Here is an 18246-nt window from a genome sequence, read left to right on the forward strand (position 1 = left end):
ACGAGCGAGAGGCGGGAAGACCAGGCATAAAATTGGCGAATGCCTCGACGTTTACTGAAGTAAACGAAGTAAACGAGAGGCTTGAGCCAATTTTATAACGCAGTATTCACGCGTCGCAGCCGTTTATACCAGTGTCAGCCAGTCTTCGTGTTTTGGGTCTAGCCCCTTCACGCAATCAAAGTAGCGTTTTTGCAAACGCTCGGTGATCGGGCCGCGTGTACCAGCACCGATTGGGCGGTTGTCCAGCTCGCGAATCGGCGTGACTTCAGCAGCCGTGCCGGTGAAGAATGCTTCGTCGGCGGTGTAGATTTCATCGCGCGTGATGCGTTTTTGCACCACGGTAAAGCCTTCTTCAGCGGCCAAAGTGAGTACCGTATTGCGCGTGATGCCATCCAGACATGAAGCCACGTCCGGCGTGTAGATGATGCCTTTCTTAACGATAAACAAATTCTCGCCCGCACCTTCAGACGCGTAGCCTTCGGTATCAAGCAACAGCGCTTCGTCGTAGCCATCGGCTGCGGCTTCCTGGTGCGCCATGATCGAGTTGATGTAATAACCGCTGGCTTTGGCGCGAACCATTGATACATTCACGTGGTGACGGGTGAAGCTTGAGGTTTTAACGCGGATGCCTTTGGTCAGGCCGTCTTCGCCCAGGTAAGCGCCCCAAGGCCACGCAGCCACGATGGTGTGGATGGTGTTGTTGGTGGCGGCAATGCCGAGCTTTTCGCTGCCGATAAACGACAATGGGCGCAGATAGCAAGATTTAAGCTTGTTCTCGCGCACTACGGTTTTTTGTGCTTCGTTCAGCTCTTCTGCGCTGTAGCCAAGATTCATCTGGAAAATTTTGGCTGAGTTGAGCAGACGCTCGGTGTGGTCTTGCAGACGGAAAATCGCAGTGCCTTTGGGCGTTTCGTACGCACGTACGCCTTCAAATACGCCCATACCGTAATGAAGGGTGTGCGTGAGGACGTGGGTCGTCGCGTCGCGCCAATCTACCAGTTTGCCATCGTACCAAATGACGCCGTCGCGATCTGCCATTGACATGCTGAAGTCTCCTGCTGCTGTATTCGGGAAAACGACGATTGTAACCGAAGTTCTGCGTTTTCTGTTGGACTTAGTGCAGGCACTACAGCGCCGCTGGTGCGGGGAGTGCAGCGGCTTGCAGCAGTATTACGAGTGTATTTTTCAGACCGTTTCGGGCAATGGGTTGAGCAGCTTTTCCAGCGCCGGGTGCAGGATTTTTTTCGGGCTGTAAATAGCGTGATACTGCGCATCAACGCCGCTGAGCTCGCCGATGATATGTAGATCATTAACAGGTATTGCTCTGGAGGGAATGATAGGTGCTGGCTGCAGGCCAATACCCGCTTTGGCAAAGGTGTGCATTAACTCGCTGTCGGAAAATTCGCCCACAATATCAGGGTAGATTTGCCGCTCGGCAAACCAGGCGTCCAGCTGCAAGCGTAGCGCGGTATTGCGCGTCGGTAGCAATAGCGGCGCACCGCTCAGGCTGTGCGGGAAGTGTGGCTGGTATTGTTCAAGCAGTTCGCGCGTGCCCTGCAGCATAATGGGCGCGGTGGTCAGCGGCTGGCTGCGCAGCTGCAGCGCTTCGGCGTTCAGCAAGGGGCGGTCGGCCAGAATCAGGTCAAACTGGTGCAAAGTTAGTTTGGCTAGTAGCTCGTTCAGGTCGCCATCGACCTGGCACACCAGCTTGATCGTGCTGTGCGACGACTGAAGTAGCGGGCTTAAGAGCTGCAGCGCATTGCTTTTGGGAATCATATCGACGATGCCGATATTCAGTCGCGCCCGCAAGCTGTCGCCGCGCTCCATCGCTTGCTGCAATTCTTGGCCGAGCAGAAAAATCTGGTCGGCATAGTGCAGCATGGTGCGGCCCGCTTCGGTGAGCTGTAGATTGCGCCCAACCTGGCTAAACAGGCTCTGGCCCATGTCCTGCTCGAGCAAACTGACCTGGCCGCTAATCGTTTGCGCCGTAATCCCCAGCTTGCGCGCCGCCGCACTAATGCCGCCTTCTTTGGCAACGACCCAGAAATAATGCAGATGTTTGTAATTGAGCGCTTGCATGACCATCTTTCGAGAAAAACTGAAGGTTTGTCAATGTAAGCCTGATGTTTGATGCAGTAAAGTTTTTTATACTACGAGTTACGTTGCCTGCGATCAGTGCGGTGGAACTGATCAGTATGAGATTGCTCTAAGCAGTCAACGGCATTGCCTGTACACGCTGCAAAAGCATACTGTGGCGTCAAGCGCCTCACTTATAATGACCGCAAATTAACAAGGAGTGACAAGTGAAACGGACAATTCTATTAATTGCCACCAATATCGCCATTATGGTGGTGTTGGGGATTGTGGTTAGCGTGTTAGGGCTGAACCGCTTTATGAGCGCCAACGGGCTTAATTTGCCGATGTTGCTGATGTTTGCCGGCGTGATGGGTTTTGGTGGCGCTTTCTTGTCGCTGGCCATGTCCAAAACGATGGCCAAATGGAGCACTGGCGCGCAAGTCATCGAGCGCCCGCGCAATCAGGACGAGCAATGGCTGTTTGATACTGTGGCGCGGCTGGCGCAGCGCGCGCAAATTGCGATGCCTGAAGTGGCCATTTACGAAGGCGAGCCCAATGCGTTTGCCACTGGTCCTTCCAAAAACAACTCGCTGGTTGCTGTGTCAACGGGCTTGCTCTACACCATGACGCACCGCGAAATCGAGGCTGTACTGGCGCACGAAGTCGCACACGTGAAAAACGGCGATATGGTGACGCTGACGCTGATTCAGGGCGTGGTGAATACTTTTGTCTTCTTCCTAGCCCGCGTGGTGGGTTATCTGGTCGATTCATTCCTGAGAAAAGACAATGAAGAATCGTCCGGCCCCGGCATTGCCTATATGGTGACGGTGATTATCTGTGACATTCTGTTTGGTATTCTGGCCAGCGTGATCGTGATGTATTTCTCGCGCCAGCGCGAATTCCGCGCCGACGCAGGCGCTGCGCAACTGATGGGCGATACTGCACCGATGGTGGACGCGCTGCGCCGCTTGGGCGGGATGGAGCCGAGCGCCTTGCCAAGCAATATGGCGGCCTCGGGTATTGCCAATAAATCGGGCTGGATGTCTTTATTCAGCTCGCACCCATCAATGGAAGAGCGCATTGCCGCCTTGCAAGCGATGCGTTAATCGCTAGGGGTATTGCTCTGCAAAGCAGAAAGGGTATTGCCTGCCGGGCAATACCCTTTTTATTGGGCGATGTTCAGAGTTTATCGCTAAATCATCCTATTCGTCCATCTCAACACTTCATCTGAATATTGCACTTTCACCATGGGTATGTGCTTGAAGCAATTGCTGATATTGATTTTCGGGTCAATACATTGGGGGTGTATTAGCAGCTGATTTTAATCGGCGGCCAAAGTGAGCCCCAAGACTTGTCATCCAATTGTAACCAAGCCAGTCTACAGTCCTTGCCATCGATGGTTTTTCCGATGGTATCCGTATGAAAATTGCAGCACAGCTCAAGCTGGGTAGTGTGCTCACTGGTCTGGCTCTGGGTCTGGCCGTTTTGCTGGCTGCGGGCAATCTGCAGCGGCTCAAGCACAGTTTTGACAGCTATCGCGACGCGCAGCGCTCGGCCGAGCAGCTGGTGCGGCTGAAGGTCGATATGCTGACCCTGTCGCGGCTGGATGTGATGCAGCCCGATATTGGCAATCAGCTGACGCAGTACGAGCAAAGCATCAAACAATCCGCAGCTGCCGTGCAGCTACCTGCGGCGCAGCAAACGCAGTTTAATCAGGCGATGGCCGAGCACTGGGCGCGTTATCTGACGCAATTTCGCAATGCGGTGCTGATTGCCGAAACTTCACCCGAAGACGCCCTGGCGATACCCGAGCAGATTTACCGCAACGACCTTTCCCCCTTGTTGCTGGTGCTGGAAAAACTGATGGTCAGTGAGAGTGCGCGCGCTAGCGACGCCGAATCGGTGTTTGGGCAGCAGTTGGCGCAAACATTCTGGCTGGTGCTGATACCGCTCTTGCTGGCGGCGGCGATGATTATTGGTTTGTCGCTGTTTTTCTCGCGCCGTCTGCAAGCCAGTCTGGCCGAAATGGCCGCAGTGGCGCAGCGCCTCTATGCGGGCGATCTGACCATGCGCATGCCGGAAGGGCAGGACGAGCTGGGCGGGCTGGGCAAGGCGATTAATCACTTTTTGCTGCAATTGATGCAGATTCTGGCGCAGGCCAAATCGGCGGCCCAGCACACGCGCCGAGACGCGGTGCATATTACCGAGCTGGCCAATCAGGCCTCGCACAATATGGGCGAACAATCCAATCGCGTGGGCGAAATCAGCCTGGCCATGCATGAAATGACCGAAACCGTACATTACGTCGGCGAATTGGCGCAAATTGCCGCCATTGCCGCCGGGCAAGCCAAGGCCGCGACCAAGGAGGCTGATCAGGCCGGGGCGACCACGGTGCAGAATCTGCAGGCGCTGTCAGTGCATTTTGCGTCGGTAGAGCACGCGATGAACGAGCTGGGGCTGTCGTTTGGCAAAATCGTGACGGTGAGCGGCACGATCAAGGACATTGCCGATCAGACCAATCTGCTGGCGCTCAATGCCGCCATCGAGGCGGCCAGAGCGGGCGAACATGGCCGTGGTTTTGCGGTGGTGGCCGACGAAGTGCGCAAGCTGGCGCAAAGCACCAGCGATTCAACGCGGATGATTGCCAATATTCTGGATGGCACGCGGCAATCGACCGAACAAACCGGCAAGGCCGTACTGGCCGCCGGGCAGTATCTGTCGGCGTGCAATCGCGACGGTGAAGTGGTGGCGCTGGCGCTCAACCGCATTCACGGCATTAGCGAGACAGTGGCCGAGAAAATGAACGGGATTGCCACGACGGTGGACGAGCAAAGCCGCTCGGCCAGCGCCATCAACCAGCAACTGGCCGATATTGCCCAAGGCCTGAATCAGACTTCGCAAGGCAGCAACAGTATTACGCAGGACATGCGCCAATTGCAGGATGTGGCCAACCGGCTGGAAAGCAGCATGGCTACACTGCGCACGGCTTGATCTGCTTGCTGGGGTATTACTCTGAAGTGCTTGCTGGATATTGAGTGCAGGCCAATACCCCAATATCTGCACACCTTCAGAGTAATTGCACACGCTTTTCGCATTCGTTCCCCCTTTGTAAAAGGGGGACTAAGGGGGATTTGGCACTATTTCAGCAGTTAAAATCACTCAAATAGTGCAGAAATCCTCCCTAAGCCCCCCTTTTACAAAGGGGGAACAAATGCGGAAAACTTGTGTAGCATACTTATGCTGTGACAAAGGGGGAAACGACTGCGCTAGCTCAACTTGCTCTGTGTGACGCCAGCAGTGGCGCTGTGGAGATATTCATACCCTTAAGAGCGAAGAAGTGGCTGCGGCGATCCATTAACCCTAGCAACACAAATTGCGAACATAGCCAAAAATGAAGCGGGCTATTTCCCGACTATTTACCCTTTAGCGCTTTGCCTAAGCTGCCCAGCAACGTGAAGTCGGCGTCGTCCTGCGTGATTTCCCAGATCATGATGCCGCCGAGTTTTTTCTCTTTCACGTATTTCACTTTTTCAGCCAGCGAAACAGGGTCGTCAAAGCTAATCAGCTCTTTCTTGTCGGCGTGATACAGATACGGTGACTGGCCTGATTCCTTGTTGCGGTAGGCTTTCCAGCCCGGCGCTTTGGCGTATTTGCCTTGCAGATCGGCCCAGCTCACCACGCCCGGCTCGGTTTCGCCTTTCAGCCCCGGCCCGGACATGCTTTGCGCCAGCCCATCGCCTTTGGGGCCGGCGGCCACATTGCCCAGCCCGCGCGCGTAAAATGGCACGCCCAGTACCAGTTGGGCGGGCTTGGCGCCCAGCGACAGGAAATAATCCACCGCCTTGCTGCTCGATAAAATCTGCCCGTCCGGATCGTTGGGCACGCTATGCAGGCTGGCGTGCAGCGTGGCCGTTTTGCTCCAGCCGCCAGCTCGGTCGTAGGCCATCAGATTGACCCAATCAAGCAGTGGAAAGGCGTTTTTCATATCGTAGCCCTGCATCACCCAGCCACCGTTATTGGCCGGAACGGCAACGCTGAGCCGGTATTGTTTCTTATCGCTTTTGCCCGCCGCATCGAGTGCCTGGCGATAGTCGCGCAGCAAGCTGACCCAGTTTTGCAGATCGGCCGCGCTGGCATCGGCGGCGTATTCGCCACCCGTCACCGGGTGTTCCCAGTCCAGATCCAGGCCGACGCAGCCTGAGTCGCGCATAATCGCGACCGAAGTTTTTACCAGCTTGGCGCGACCTGCTTCGGTTTGTGCCGTTTTGGCGATATTGCGCGAGCCCGTCCAGCCGCCAATCGCCCACATGCACGCAAAGTTCGGATTGTTCTTTTTGGCGGTTTTAAATTGCGCCTGCCACAAATCGGCGCCAGCCTTGGTCGCTGCCGGTAAATACGCTTCACCGCTGGCGTTGACTTCGATAAACGACAAAATACCGTAATCGAGCTTGGCCAGCTGCGGCCCGGTTTTACTGACCACGCTGGCGTCGCGCCAGGTGGGCAGGTAGGAAATCAATTTGTCATTCGCAAAGCTGGTCGCCGACAATGCCAACAGAGCGTAAGGCCAAAGTTTCATTTTTGCATCCTTTGTATTGATCAAATTGATCCGGTGTTGGCCAGTATACGGGCGGGCGAAAAGACAGGGAATGATTGTGTTCACCGTGTCGGTATCGTGTTTGAATGAGCGGATGTCATTGCCGCGTCTGATCTTGTGTCCCAGCACAGTGCAGCGAAAGCTGCCATTCGCGGATCAATTTCACCACGGGCTAACGATGCTTAATGCACTGCTGAAGTTGATCGGTTTAAACTAGTGCGGGGGCTGCAGTCGGCCAGAAGCGGAAGTAATGCCGCGTTTGTTCATGCCCGAATGAGTATCAGCAGCCCTACTGATAGCAGACGCAGTAGCTCAATTAATGCGTTAGACAGACAATTAGACTTAAGTAAAAATGAAAATTACTCAATTGTTAGGCTTGTCATGATTGCAGTGGAGTTAAGTCCGTCATGAGTAAAAAAGAACAGAAGGAAGAGTATAAAAAACTACTCCATTTCCTAGCTTACACATTGCATGAATTGCCCTCAGGGGTTCTTTATGATGCAAATGGCGCAGATGCGAGTAAATGTGCAGAGTTAATGAAAGATACATATCGTCTCGAAGAACTTTCAGCAGAGTTAGGCTTAGATAATTCGGGCTTTATTGAACAGTGCAGGTGGCACTATGAGCGTTATCCACATTATTTAAGTAGGCATCGGCATTTTGGCAGCTACGAAAATTACATGGCAAAATACAACGCCCCGAAAGAGTCTGAGGCTAACGAGTTATTCAACCGGACAGGCTGAGTCGCGGCAGCTTCACATCTATTACCCGTCATTCATTGCGCTGAAGACTGACTGTCGGCAGTGGATCGAGAGCTGGCACTTAGCTTGTGCTTAGAAACCCGCCATGATGAAAGGCGAAGCACCAGAATTGACTGGTTGCGAGATATACAACGGTAGGTATGTCAATTAGGCTTAATCAGGGTAAGGCTTTGAGCGATATACTCCTGCAAATAAAATTGCCCGCATTCGCGGGCAATTTTATTTCAGCGACTCGGTCGGTTTATTCTTTCTCAAACCACGCGATGCTTTCTACGTGCGCGGTGTGCGGGAACATATTGATAATGCCCGCGGATTTGAGCGTATAGCCTTTGACGTTGACCAGAATATCGGCGTCGCGCGCCAGCGTGGACGGGCTACAGGAGACGTACACAATCCGTTTCGGGCCGTTTTCCGCCGAAATGGCGTTGCACAGCGAGATCGCGCCATCGCGCGGCGGATCGATCAGCATTTTGTCAAAATGCCCCAGTTTTTCCAGCCATTCAGGGTTCATATCAAACAGATTGGCCATCGTGAAATCGGTCAGGTGATCCAGGCCATTGTGTTTGGCGCTCTCGAACGCGCGCTCAACCAGCTGCTGGCTGCCTTCCATGCCGAGCACCTGCGCGCCGCTGCGCGCGATTGGCAGTGTAAAGTTGCCCAGACCACAGAACATATCGGCAATGCGCTCGCCCGGCTGGGGGTCCAGCATTTTGATCGCGCGCTCGACCATGACGCGATTGATGCCGTGGTTCACCTGGGTAAATTCGGTGGGCTTGAACGGCATTTCAATATTGAACTCGGGCATCAGATAGCTGAGTTGCGGCGCGTCCAGTGGGTAGAGTGGGTAGGCGCTATCCGGGCCTTTGGGTTGCAGCCAGATCTGCACTTTCCACTCGTCGGCGTAGGTTTTGAACAGCGCAAAATCAGCGTCGTTGATGTCTTCCATATTGCGAAACACCAGCACGGTGATATTCGCGCCCACGGCCAGCTCGATTTGCGGCATCCGGTCGAAAATCGACAGGCTTTTCACCAGCTCCCGCAGCGCAGGCAATTGCGCTGATACATGCGGCACCAGCACATGGCATTCGCGCATATCGGCAATAAAGCTGCTGCGCTTTTCATGAAAACCAACCAGCACCGTGCCTTTCTTGGCGACATTTTTGGCCGATAGGCGCGCACGGTGGCGGTAGCCCCAAGCCGGGCCGTAAATGGCGGGCAGGATGGATTGGGCTTTAACGTGGCCAATGCGCTCCAGATTGTCTTCCAGCACGCGTTGTTTGGCGGCGACCTGCGCGCCAAATTCCATGTGTTGTAATGAACAGCCACCACAGACGCCGTAATGCGGGCATTTTGGTTTTACGCGCATAAAGCTGTCATTATGCACACTGATCGCTTGCGCATTTTCAAAGTTTGGTTTTTTGCGAAAGCTACTGTAAGTTACGGTTTCGAAAGGCAGCGCGCCGTCGATAAAAATCGTTTTTCCATCGACATGCGCAATGCCATGGCCTTCGTGACTGAGTGATTCGATCTGGGCGGTAGGATTGTTCATCTTGAGTCAATCAATATATATAAGCAATTGGGCGCAATTATAACCGAGCTGGACAGTGTTGACGCTGTGTTTGCAACCGGGCAAGCAAACGAAAGCAAACGATGCTCAGCCTGCACGCTGGCCGCGCCCATGCTCCACTTTGCCATTTAGGTTTTTGTCCATTTAGGTTTTTTTATGAAGCTCGAATCAGTACTGCACCTTTCTACTTTGCTCGAGGCGCAGACGTGGGACGCGTTTGCCGAGGCGCTGGTTGGCGCTGTGCGCGATTCGTTTGACGCCAAGCGCACTTTTCTGGTGCTGCCCGACGATGACAAAGGCCTGCTGATTCACGCCCAGGCGGTCGTTGGGCTGCGCTCGCTGTGTTTTGCCGAGCCACAAAACCCCGATGCCTTTTTTGGTCTGGCGGTGGAAGAGCTGCACTGGCAGCTGCGTGAGCCTGCTTTGTCGGTACGCCCGGTGGATTTTCAAGTTGAAGACATCTGGGAAGTCGAGGGCGATAGCATTCCGCAACTGGTGCGCTGGATTTTGCCGCTGGAGTACCACGGCAAGCTGATTGCCTTGCTGTACGTTGAGCTGGCTGACGTGCCACGTTTGAAATCCTATCTGGAAACCGCGTCATTCCGGGTTGAGTGCGAGGCACTTGCGGGCATGCTGGCCGACCGGATCGAAGCCTTGCTGACCGGTGGCGTGGTTGAGCGCGACGAAATGACCCGCCGCTTGCAAAGCAGCTTGCAGCGTGCCGAAGAATACCGCGAGCTGCTGCAAAAATTGCACGAAGTCACTTTGCGCCTGACGCAAACCGCCGATCTGGACACCTTGCAGCGCGAGGCGGTGAACGCGGCGATTACCGATCTGGGAATCGACCGGCTGGGCTTGTTTGCAGTCGATCACGACAAAGGGCTGATGCTGGGCACCTATGGTACCGACAACGATGGCCGCCTGACCGATGAGCACTGGTACAGCACGTCCATTCCGCAGCACCAGATTTTTGCTGCCGCAGCCGAGCAGCCGGGCGAGGTGATCGTCAAGGAAGACGCGCCCATTTATTACAATAAAGTCGTCGTTGGCCGGGGCTGGAATTCACTGGTGGGGTTGTACGCCGACGGCATTCATCTGGGCTGGATGGCGGCCGATAATTTCCTGCGCCGCCGTACCCTGATGCCGTATCAGCGCGAGGTAATGAAGCTGTTTGCCGCGATTGTGGCGCAGTTGATCCGCGCCAAACAGGTACAGCAGCAAATGCATTTGCTCAATGCGCGGCTATCGCAGCAAACGGCTGCGCTGGCGCATGCCAAAGATCAGGCCGAGGCCGCCAGCCGCGCCAAATCGGATTTTCTGGCCACTATCAGCCATGAAATCCGCACCCCGCTCAATGGCGTGCTGGGCTTTGCCCAGTTGCTCGCCGATACGCCGCTGAATAAAGAACAGAGCGAATACGTTGGCAATATTCGCAAGTCGGGCGATTCGCTGGTGCTGCTGGTGAATGATTTGCTGGATTATTCGAAAATCGAAGCGGGCAAATTCGAGCTGACGCCGGATTTTTTCAATCTGCAGGAAGTGCTGGAAGACTCGTGCAGCATGCTCGCCTCACGCGCTGTCGAGCGCCGGATCGAGCTGGTGCTCGATATCGCGCCGGTGTTTCCTGTGCGCTACTTTGGCGATGGTCTGCGTTTAAAGCAGGTCATCACCAATCTGGTGTCCAATGCGCTGAAATTTACCGAACAAGGCGGGGTTTATCTGAGCGCCAGCGTGCAGGGTGGCGCGATTGAATTGCGGGTGAAAGACAGCGGCATCGGGATAAGCAAAGCGCAGCAGGCGCTGCTGTTTCAGCGTTTTTATCAGGCCGATTCGGGCTCGACACGCCGCTACGGCGGCACCGGGCTGGGGCTGGCCATTTGCAAACTGCTGCTTGAATTGATGGGCGGCACGATTACCGTTGAATCGGCGCTGGGGCAGGGCTCGTGTTTTATCGTCCGCTTGCCGCTAGGGACTGATGACACGGTACGCCAGCGTGTGTTGCCGACGCTGGCCAGCCTGCAAGGGAAAAAAGTCGCCTGGCTGGGCGATGGTAGCTGGAGCCAATCGTGGATCAAGCGCCTGCTTACCGCTTCCGAGGTCTGCTGGCTTGATGCCAGCCCGGCGGCATTGCGCGAGGCCGAGCTGCTGATTGTTGATGAAGAGGCAAGCAATCTGGCCGCGCTGAACATTGATTGCCCCGCGCTCTTGCTCGGCTGGCATTCGGCGCAGCAGGAGCTGCGCGGCGGTGGCGCGCGAGGTTTTCTGGGCAAACCGGCCTTGAGCGAAGTGGGGCTGATCCGTGGCCTGCGCAAATTGCTGGATGTACGCAGCACTTTGCTACCGCAGCAAGCTGGCTGTGTGCGTTTTCACGGGCATATTCTGGTCGCCGAAGACAACCCGATGAATCAGCGAGTGGTCAGCGCCTTTCTGGCCAAGCTCGGCTGCACGGTGCGAATTGCCCACTCGGGGCAGGAAGCCGTGACGCTAGCGCAACAGGAGGCGTTTGATCTGGTGTTGATGGATTGGCAAATGCCCGAAATGGATGGCATTGAGGCCACCCGTCTATTGCGCAGCCAGCCGCAATTTCAGAATCTGCCGATTATTGCGCTAACGGCGAATGCCTTCGAGAGCAGTGAAGAGCAGTGCCTCAGTGCCGGAATGGATGGATTCTTGCCCAAACCGCTGGAGTTCGCCCGTCTGCAGGATATGCTGGCCTACTATCTGGTCGAGCGCATCGACGAAAGCTCCTGCCAGCCGGGCTAGTTGCGTGCATTGGGGAAATCAGCGGGCGGCAAGCTTGCCATTTTCCCGTATCCTGAAACGCCCCGTATTGCGATTGGTTGAAAAGCATGACTTCGAAGTTCAAAGACGCCCGCTTGCTGGGCCATTTGCTGGTGCTGTTCTGTGTGCTGGTTTGGGGCATTACCTTTGTATCGACCAAAATCCTGCTGCAATGGCGCAGCCCGGTGGAAATTGCCCTTGATCGCTTTGTGCTGGCCTATCTGCTCTTGTTGCTGATGCAGCCGGTTTTCAAACGGCCAAACTGGCGTGAAGAGCTGTATTTTTTCGGCCTTGGCCTGTTTGGCGTCACGCTGTATTTCCTGACCGAAAACATCGCATTGCAATATACGCAAGCCTCCAGCGTGGGCTTGCTGGTTTCGTCCGCGCCTTTGCTGACGGCCTTTTTTGCCCATTTCACCACGCACGACGAAAAGCTCAGCCAGCGCCTGATTATTGGCTCGCTGATTGCGCTGGCAGGCGTAGCGTTGGTGATGTTCAACGGCAGCGTGATTTTGCAGCTCAATCCGCTGGGCGATATTCTGGCGCTGTCTGCCGGGGCGGCCTGGGCGGTGTACTGCCTGCTGCTCAAACGGGCAGGGCAACGCTATGGTTATCTGTATCTGACGCGGCAAATCTTTTTCTACGGCATTCTCACCTTGTTGCCCGCCGCTTGGCTGATGCACTATCGCCTCGATTTATCCCTGTGGCTCGATCCGCTGCAAGGCGGCAATATGCTGTTTTTGGGCATCGTCGCCTCGGCCCTGTGTTATGTGGCCTGGAATAAAGCCGTCGGCATTATTGGCGCGGTCAAAGCCAGCAACTACATCTACCTGATTCCGATGGTGACCATGCTCACCGCCGTGGTGATTCTGGACGAGCGTATTACCCTGGTCGGCGCATCGGGTGCAGCGATGATCTTGCTTGGGGTATACTTCGCTGAGCACGGCCTGGGCTTGCCTAGCAGGAAATAGAGGGGTAGGGTATTTGAGCTGTTTTGTCGCCGCGTGTGAGAGATTACAGGTCAAAATGCACTGGAAGGAATTAATAATATGAAGCTGATTGTCGTCACCGGCGCACAAAAAAGCGGCAAAAGCCGCTACGCCGAAAACTGGGCGCTGGCCCTGTCCGCTCGTCCGGCCTATCTGGCCACCTCGCGGGTGTGGGATGACGATTTTGCCGAGCGAATCGCGCGGCATAAAAGCGCGCGTGACGAGCGCTGGATCAATCTTGAGCAAGACACCGATCTGGCCGCGCACGGTTTTGATGGTGAGGTGATCGTGCTCGACTGCATTACCTTGTGGCTGACCAATCTGTTTACCGATTGCAACTACAACAGAGACGCCACGCTGATCGAGGCCAAAAAACGCTGGGCAGAATTGACCGCTGTCACCGCCCAGACTGTCATCGCTGTGGGCAATGAAATCGGCTGGAGCCTGCACGCCGAAACCCAAATGGGCCGCCATTTTGTCGACCTGCACGGCAGCTTTATGCAGCACATCGCCGCTGAGGCAGAAGAAGTGGTGCTGATGGTGGCAGGCTTACCGCTGAAGGTGAAGTAGGGGGTATTGCTCTGTAGCTATTGATTCAATTGAGCTATAGGGCAATACCTGCCGACTTTATTAAATCAGTTCTTTTAAAGCAACAACCAGCGCCGCGCATTCCGCGTCTGTGCCGATCGAAATGCGCAGGAATTGCTCGATCCGTGGCGCTTTAAAGTGGCGAACCAGTATGGCGCGTTCGCGCAGACCTTGCGCCAGAGTGGCGGCATCGTGCTGCGGGTGGCGGGCGAAAATGAAATTGGCTTTGGATGGCAAGACTTCAAAGCCCAGTTCAACGAGATGCCCGGTCAGGGTATCGCGGCTGGTGTTAATTGCTGCGCAGGTTTGCGAGAAATACCCCTCATCTTCAAAGGCAGCTACTGCACCGGCCAGCGCTACGCGATCAAGCGGGTAGGAATTGAAGCTGTTTTTAACGCGCTCCAAGCCCGCGATCAGGTCGGGATGACCCACGGCAAAGCCAACGCGCAGGCCAGCGAGCGAGCGTGATTTGGACAGCGTTTGCACGACCAACAGATTGTCGTAGCGCTGGATCAGGCTGATGGCGCTGTCCCCGCGACTGTCGCTGAAGTCGACATACGCTTCATCGACCACCAGCACCTGATCGGGATGCGCTTGCAGTAGCGCTTCAATCTGCGCGAGCGGCAGCAAAATGCCGGTGGGTGCGTTGGGATTAGGGAAAATAATCGCGCCACCGCCGATGTAATCGGCCGTGTTGATTTCAAACGCGGCGTTCAGCGGCACCGTGCGATAGTCAATGCCGTATAGGCCGCAGTAAACCGGGTAAAAGCTGTAGCTGATGTCTGGGAATAGCAGGGGTTTTTCGTGCTTAAGCAGCGCCTGGAAAGTGTGCGCCAGCACTTCATCCGAGCTATTGCCAACAAAAACATGAGCGCGGGTCAGCGCATGCTCGCGGTGATAGTGCGCAATCGCGTCCTTGAGTACGTCGCCATTTGGATCGGGGTAGAGGCGCAAATGATCATTCACCGCCGCCTGCATGGCCGCAATCGCTTTGGGCGATGGGCCGTACGGGTTTTCATTGGTGTTGAGTTTGATCAGATTGGTGATCTTGGGCTGCTCACCCGGGGTGTACGGGGTGAGTGTGTGTACGACAGGGCTCCAGAAACGGCTCATGGCAATGATCTTTGGTGAGTTGATCGGGGCAAAGACCGATTTTATCAAGAGCGCCTGTCTTATGGGGAGATTGGGCGAAAAATAGCCGCTTTAAGTGCTGAAGCAAAAGTTCTCATGCATCGCTACTTCGCCTTGTCGTACTCCTTATGTACCGATGTACCGTCTTTAGCTCAGCACCTTGTCTGAAGACTATTGGCCACCCACTTACTCTGCTGCCGCGGGTAGATCCTGCTCCTGATCCCAAGGCAGCGGTACGGCGATGTCGTTCAGAATAAATTTGCCGCCTTTCAATGAGGCCTTGGCCGACAGCAGATCACCCTCTACACGGATCAGGTTCTGATCGGACAGTTTATTAATCTGGCCTTCGACAAACTGGCTGGCCAGAAAATCAATGTCTTCATGATTGATCTGGCCTTCCTCGGCACCAGCAAACATATTGCGCGCCTGCCACATCACCAGCGTTTCGACGACTTTGCGCGGAATGGCAAAATCGGCTTGCGCATCGAGCTTGCTCACCAGAGAAACCGGTTTGTCCAGATCGGCCTCGACAAAACCTTTTAGCCCCACCGAGCCGGCAAAGTGGATTTTGCCGTCCGGCAGCTTCACTTCGAGCTTTTTGATGGCAAATTCAGGGTCATTTTGCAGCAAAGGCAAGCCATGCTCCTTGGCCAGCTTGCTCAGCGCCTCGGTTAGCTGCTCGCGGTTGAGCTTCTGTTTTTGCAGCAGCGTAATTTCATCGCTGATTTTGGCCAGCGTTTTGCCATGCAGGTGGTTGGCTTCGGCAATCATGACCGCCGGGCCGTAAGGTTTGTCATTGAGCAGCAGCTTGCTCAGATCCAGCTGGGCGCTGCCGTTGATAAACTGGCCATCTTCATTCACTTTACCTTGATAAACCAGATTTTCCAGTTTGAGCTTCAGCGGATTGCCTTCCTGCATATCCAGGTCAAACTGCGCAACTTTGGCCGTATTGGTGCCGATCATAATGCCATTGGCCCCTTTGCTCTGATTCAGGCTGACGCTTAGCCCCTGCAGAGCAAACGAACCTTTTTCCTTGGCCTGACCCGACAGACCGGGCACGCTGGCTTCAAACTGGACGCGGTTAAAATCGCCGCCATACGAGAGCGTGGCGTCCAGCCCTTGCCATTTGGCTTTTACGCCAGAAAGCGCTTCTTCGTAATCAAAGCTGGGTACGTTGATTTTCATCACGCCATCGTCGTTAAACGCGATGCGGTTTTCAATGGTGATCGGTTTTTGCTCACCAAAGAATTTGGCCAGAAACTTCTCGGTATCGGCCGAATATTTGAATTCGGTACTCACCACTGCTTTGTACGGCAGCGGATTAAAGCGCAGCAACAAAGGCAGCGGCCCGTGCTGGATATGATTGGTGTAGGTGACTTCAAACGTCTGCAGCTTTTCGCCTTCTTTTTCCAGCAAAAAGCGATACAGCTCGGGGTTGACCTGCAGCGTGGTCACTTCGGTCGAGCTCAGCCAGTTGCGCTGGTAGCTGTGCGATTTAACGATAAAGTAGGGCAGCTTGCTAATCCACTCGTGCTGCTTGAGCATAGTTTGCTCAACGGCTTGCCCGGCATAATAGCTGCCACCCAAGTAGCCTGTAGCCAGAACAATCAGGCCGAGTGCGCTGCCAGCGATTACTTTACGTTTCACCGTGAAACTCCAAATTGAATAGTCGTTTTACCGTCGTTGATTATATCTGATCGACGTAAAAACAGGCGCCGAAGCGCCTGTGATTATTTGCTCGGGACTCAGATCCGGCGAGCAAGTTCCTCTGCGGTGCCAAGGTAGCTGCTTGGCGTCAATGCTTTGAGGCGATCTTTCGCGTCTTGTGGGATTTCCAAGCCATCGATAAACACCGCCAGCGCTTCTTTGCTGATGCCGGTTTTACCGCGCGTCAATTCTTTCAATTGCTCGTACGGATTAGGCACGCCGTAACGACGCATCACGGTCTGGATCGGCTCGGCCAATACTTCCCAGTTATTGTTCAGATCCGCCATCATCGCGTCGCGATTGGCCATCAGTTTGTTCAGGCCTTTGAGCGCCGCTACAAACCCAAGCAATGAGTAACCCAAGCCAACGCCCATATTGCGCAGTACGGTTGAATCGGTCAGGTCACGCTGCCAGCGCGATACCGGCAGTTTCTGGCTCAAGTGGAACAATACTGCGTTAGCAATACCCAAGTTGCCTTCGGAATTTTCGAAGTCGATCGGGTTTACTTTGTGTGGCATCGTTGAAGAGCCCACTTCGTTTTTGTTTACTTTCTGTTTGAAGAAGCCCAGAGAGATATAACCCCAGATATCGCGATTCATGTCGATCAGAATCGTGTTTGCACGCGCGAAGTCGTCGTACAGCTCGCTCATGTAGTCATGCGGCTCGATCTGGATCGTGTATGGATTAAAGGTAATGCCGAGGCTTTCAACAAAGCGGCGGCAGAAGCCTTCCCAATCGAGTTCCGGATACGCCGACAAGTGCGCGTTGTAGTTACCTACGGCGCCGTTGATTTTGCCGAGCAATTCAACATTGGCGATACGGCTCAGCTGGCGCTCCAGACGGAAAGCGACGTTGGCCATTTCCTTGCCCATCGTCGTTGGCGTGGCTGGCTGGCCGTGCGTGCGGCTCATCATTGGCGCGTCGGCCAATTCGTGCGCGAGTTCTTTCAGTTTGGTGATGATTTCAGCCAGTTTTGGCAGCATCACGCCTTCACGCGCGCCTTTGAGCATCAGGGCGTGCGACAGATTGTTGATGTCTTCGGATGTACAAGCGAAGTGGATAAATTCACTCGCAGCAGAGACTTCGGCATTGCCCGACAGACGTTCTTTCAGCCAGTATTCAACCGCTTTCACGTCGTGGTTGGTCGTGCGCTCAATGGTTTTCACTTCCAGCGCGTGTTCGGTACTGAATTGCGCAACCACGGCGTCCAGCTCGGCAATCGTCGCGGCCGAGAATGGTTTGATTTCACCCAGCGCAGCTTCGCTGGCCAGCGCTTTGAGCCAGGCCACTTCGACGGTAACGCGATTTTTAATCAGCGCGTATTCACTGAAATGGGCGCGCAAATCGGCCAATTGTTTTTCGTAGCGGCCGTCTAGCGGCGAAAGCGCGGTCAGTGCTGAAAGTTCCATAATGCCAACCCGTCCGTAGGTCTTAAATCAATCAAAGGCGAGATTCTAGCACAGCCGTTTGTGACTGACTTGGCTGATTGCCTATCACGATCACCACAGATCGACTAGTCTTTTTAGCATTGTGGCAAAAGGCTTGTGACGTTCGTGACGAATCTGGGCTTTTGCGTGTAAGAAAGAGTGACAAGGGCTCTTTTCACATGAATAATGTGGACACCTTACAAAGTGCTCGCGACCCGGATCAACAGGGCGACGAGGCGAACACGCCCGGTTCTGTTGGCCTTGAGTCGATAATGTACCGTGGTGATCCGCAAGACAATGGATGGAGAGGCGTATTGCAATGAGCGGTTTTACCCAAATCACCCCCGAATGGCAGGACTGGATTATCGAAAACCTGCAGCGCGGCTGTCAGGCGCAATCGATTGTGGAAATCATGATCGAAAAAGGTTTCGATCCGATGTTTGCCAATGCGGTGGTCTTTCACTTCTCGAGTAGCCCAACCGAGCGCTATGCCGAATCAGCCAAAGGGGCCGATTCGGCAGTGTGAATAGCCAGCAGCAGTGAAGGCCAGTCAAGGCGATATACCCAGCAAGGTATGTCGCCTTTTTCTTTGGCCGATCTATTTTAGCGGGCAATACCCCCTTCT

At 54.6% G+C, this 18246-nt stretch carries 14 protein-coding genes; 7 read left to right on the forward strand and 7 right to left on the reverse strand.

Translation table 11 applies throughout. The features are described from left to right. Window positions 1-123: 123 nt before the first annotated feature. The gene (locus tag ABHF33_RS12855; RefSeq protein WP_348944322.1) at window positions 124-1044 is read right to left on the reverse strand and encodes a branched-chain amino acid transaminase; all 921 of its coding nucleotides are present in this window, start codon (window positions 1042-1044) and stop codon (window positions 124-126) included. A 141-nt stretch (window positions 1045-1185) separates the two neighbouring features. Continuing rightward, on the reverse strand, window positions 1186-2079 hold the full coding sequence (locus ABHF33_RS12860) for a LysR family transcriptional regulator (protein WP_348944323.1): 894 nt from the start codon (window positions 2077-2079) through the stop codon (window positions 1186-1188). Between the two features lie 224 nt (window positions 2080-2303). Between ABHF33_RS12860 and htpX the strand changes: the two genes are divergently transcribed. Together htpX and ABHF33_RS12870 are read left to right on the forward strand one after the other, a co-directional pair. Continuing rightward, a complete protein-coding gene (htpX, locus tag ABHF33_RS12865; protein WP_348944324.1) occupies window positions 2304-3182 on the forward strand; it encodes a protease HtpX in 879 nt (292 codons plus the stop codon). A gap of 313 nt (window positions 3183-3495) precedes the next feature. After that, window positions 3496-5067, forward strand: a complete 1572-nt coding sequence (locus ABHF33_RS12870) for a methyl-accepting chemotaxis protein (protein ID WP_348944325.1) — start codon at window positions 3496-3498, stop codon at window positions 5065-5067. Window positions 5068-5488: 421 nt separating this feature from the next. On the opposite strand, the gene ABHF33_RS12875 is transcribed toward ABHF33_RS12870, so the two are convergent. Then, entirely contained in the window at window positions 5489-6652 is a 1164-nt protein-coding gene (locus ABHF33_RS12875) for a glycoside hydrolase family 18 protein (RefSeq protein ID WP_348944326.1), read from the reverse strand. A 425-nt stretch (window positions 6653-7077) separates the two neighbouring features. On the opposite strand from ABHF33_RS12875, the gene ABHF33_RS12880 reads away from it, so the two are divergent. Next, window positions 7078-7413: a hypothetical protein gene (locus ABHF33_RS12880; protein ID WP_348944327.1), complete on the forward strand. Its 336-nt coding sequence runs from the start codon at window positions 7078-7080 to the stop codon at window positions 7411-7413. 259 nt (window positions 7414-7672) lie between these two features. Here the strand turns inward: ABHF33_RS12880 and rlmD are convergent, their stop codons facing one another. Further along, the gene (rlmD, locus tag ABHF33_RS12885) at window positions 7673-8980 is read right to left on the reverse strand and encodes a 23S rRNA (uracil(1939)-C(5))-methyltransferase RlmD (RefSeq protein WP_348944328.1); all 1308 of its coding nucleotides are present in this window, start codon (window positions 8978-8980) and stop codon (window positions 7673-7675) included. Between the two features lie 174 nt (window positions 8981-9154). On the opposite strand from rlmD, the gene ABHF33_RS12890 reads away from it, so the two are divergent. The 3 genes from ABHF33_RS12890 to ABHF33_RS12900 all read left to right on the forward strand — a co-directional run bounded on the left by ABHF33_RS12890 (window position 9155) and on the right by ABHF33_RS12900 (window position 13338). Beyond that, window positions 9155-11761: a hybrid sensor histidine kinase/response regulator gene (locus ABHF33_RS12890; protein WP_348944329.1), complete on the forward strand. Its 2607-nt coding sequence runs from the start codon at window positions 9155-9157 to the stop codon at window positions 11759-11761. 86 nt (window positions 11762-11847) lie between these two features. Then, a complete protein-coding gene (locus ABHF33_RS12895; protein ID WP_348944330.1) occupies window positions 11848-12750 on the forward strand; it encodes a DMT family transporter in 903 nt (300 codons plus the stop codon). 78 nt (window positions 12751-12828) lie between these two features. Next, a complete protein-coding gene (locus ABHF33_RS12900) occupies window positions 12829-13338 on the forward strand; it encodes a bifunctional adenosylcobinamide kinase/adenosylcobinamide-phosphate guanylyltransferase (protein ID WP_348944331.1) in 510 nt (169 codons plus the stop codon). Window positions 13339-13398: 60 nt separating this feature from the next. Here ABHF33_RS12900 and hisC read toward each other — a convergent pair whose 3' ends face one another. The 3 genes from hisC to purB all read right to left on the reverse strand — a co-directional run bounded on the left by hisC (window position 13399) and on the right by purB (window position 17603). After that, window positions 13399-14469: a histidinol-phosphate transaminase gene (hisC, locus tag ABHF33_RS12905; RefSeq protein WP_348944332.1), complete on the reverse strand. Its 1071-nt coding sequence runs from the start codon at window positions 14467-14469 to the stop codon at window positions 13399-13401. A 204-nt stretch (window positions 14470-14673) separates the two neighbouring features. Next, entirely contained in the window at window positions 14674-16134 is a 1461-nt protein-coding gene (locus tag ABHF33_RS12910; RefSeq protein WP_348944333.1) for a YdgA family protein, read from the reverse strand. A gap of 98 nt (window positions 16135-16232) precedes the next feature. Beyond that, entirely contained in the window at window positions 16233-17603 is a 1371-nt protein-coding gene (gene purB, locus ABHF33_RS12915) for an adenylosuccinate lyase (RefSeq protein ID WP_348944334.1), read from the reverse strand. A 337-nt stretch (window positions 17604-17940) separates the two neighbouring features. Here purB and ABHF33_RS12920 point away from each other — a divergent pair, with 337 nt between their 5' ends. Further along, window positions 17941-18147, forward strand: coding sequence for a hypothetical protein (locus ABHF33_RS12920; RefSeq protein WP_157670064.1), 207 nt, complete (start codon window positions 17941-17943; stop codon window positions 18145-18147). Window positions 18148-18246 lie beyond the last annotated feature (99 nt).

The organism is Chitinibacter sp. FCG-7 (genome assembly GCF_040047665.1).
GTDB classification, from domain to species: domain Bacteria; phylum Pseudomonadota; class Gammaproteobacteria; order Burkholderiales; family Chitinibacteraceae; genus Chitinibacter; species Chitinibacter mangrovi.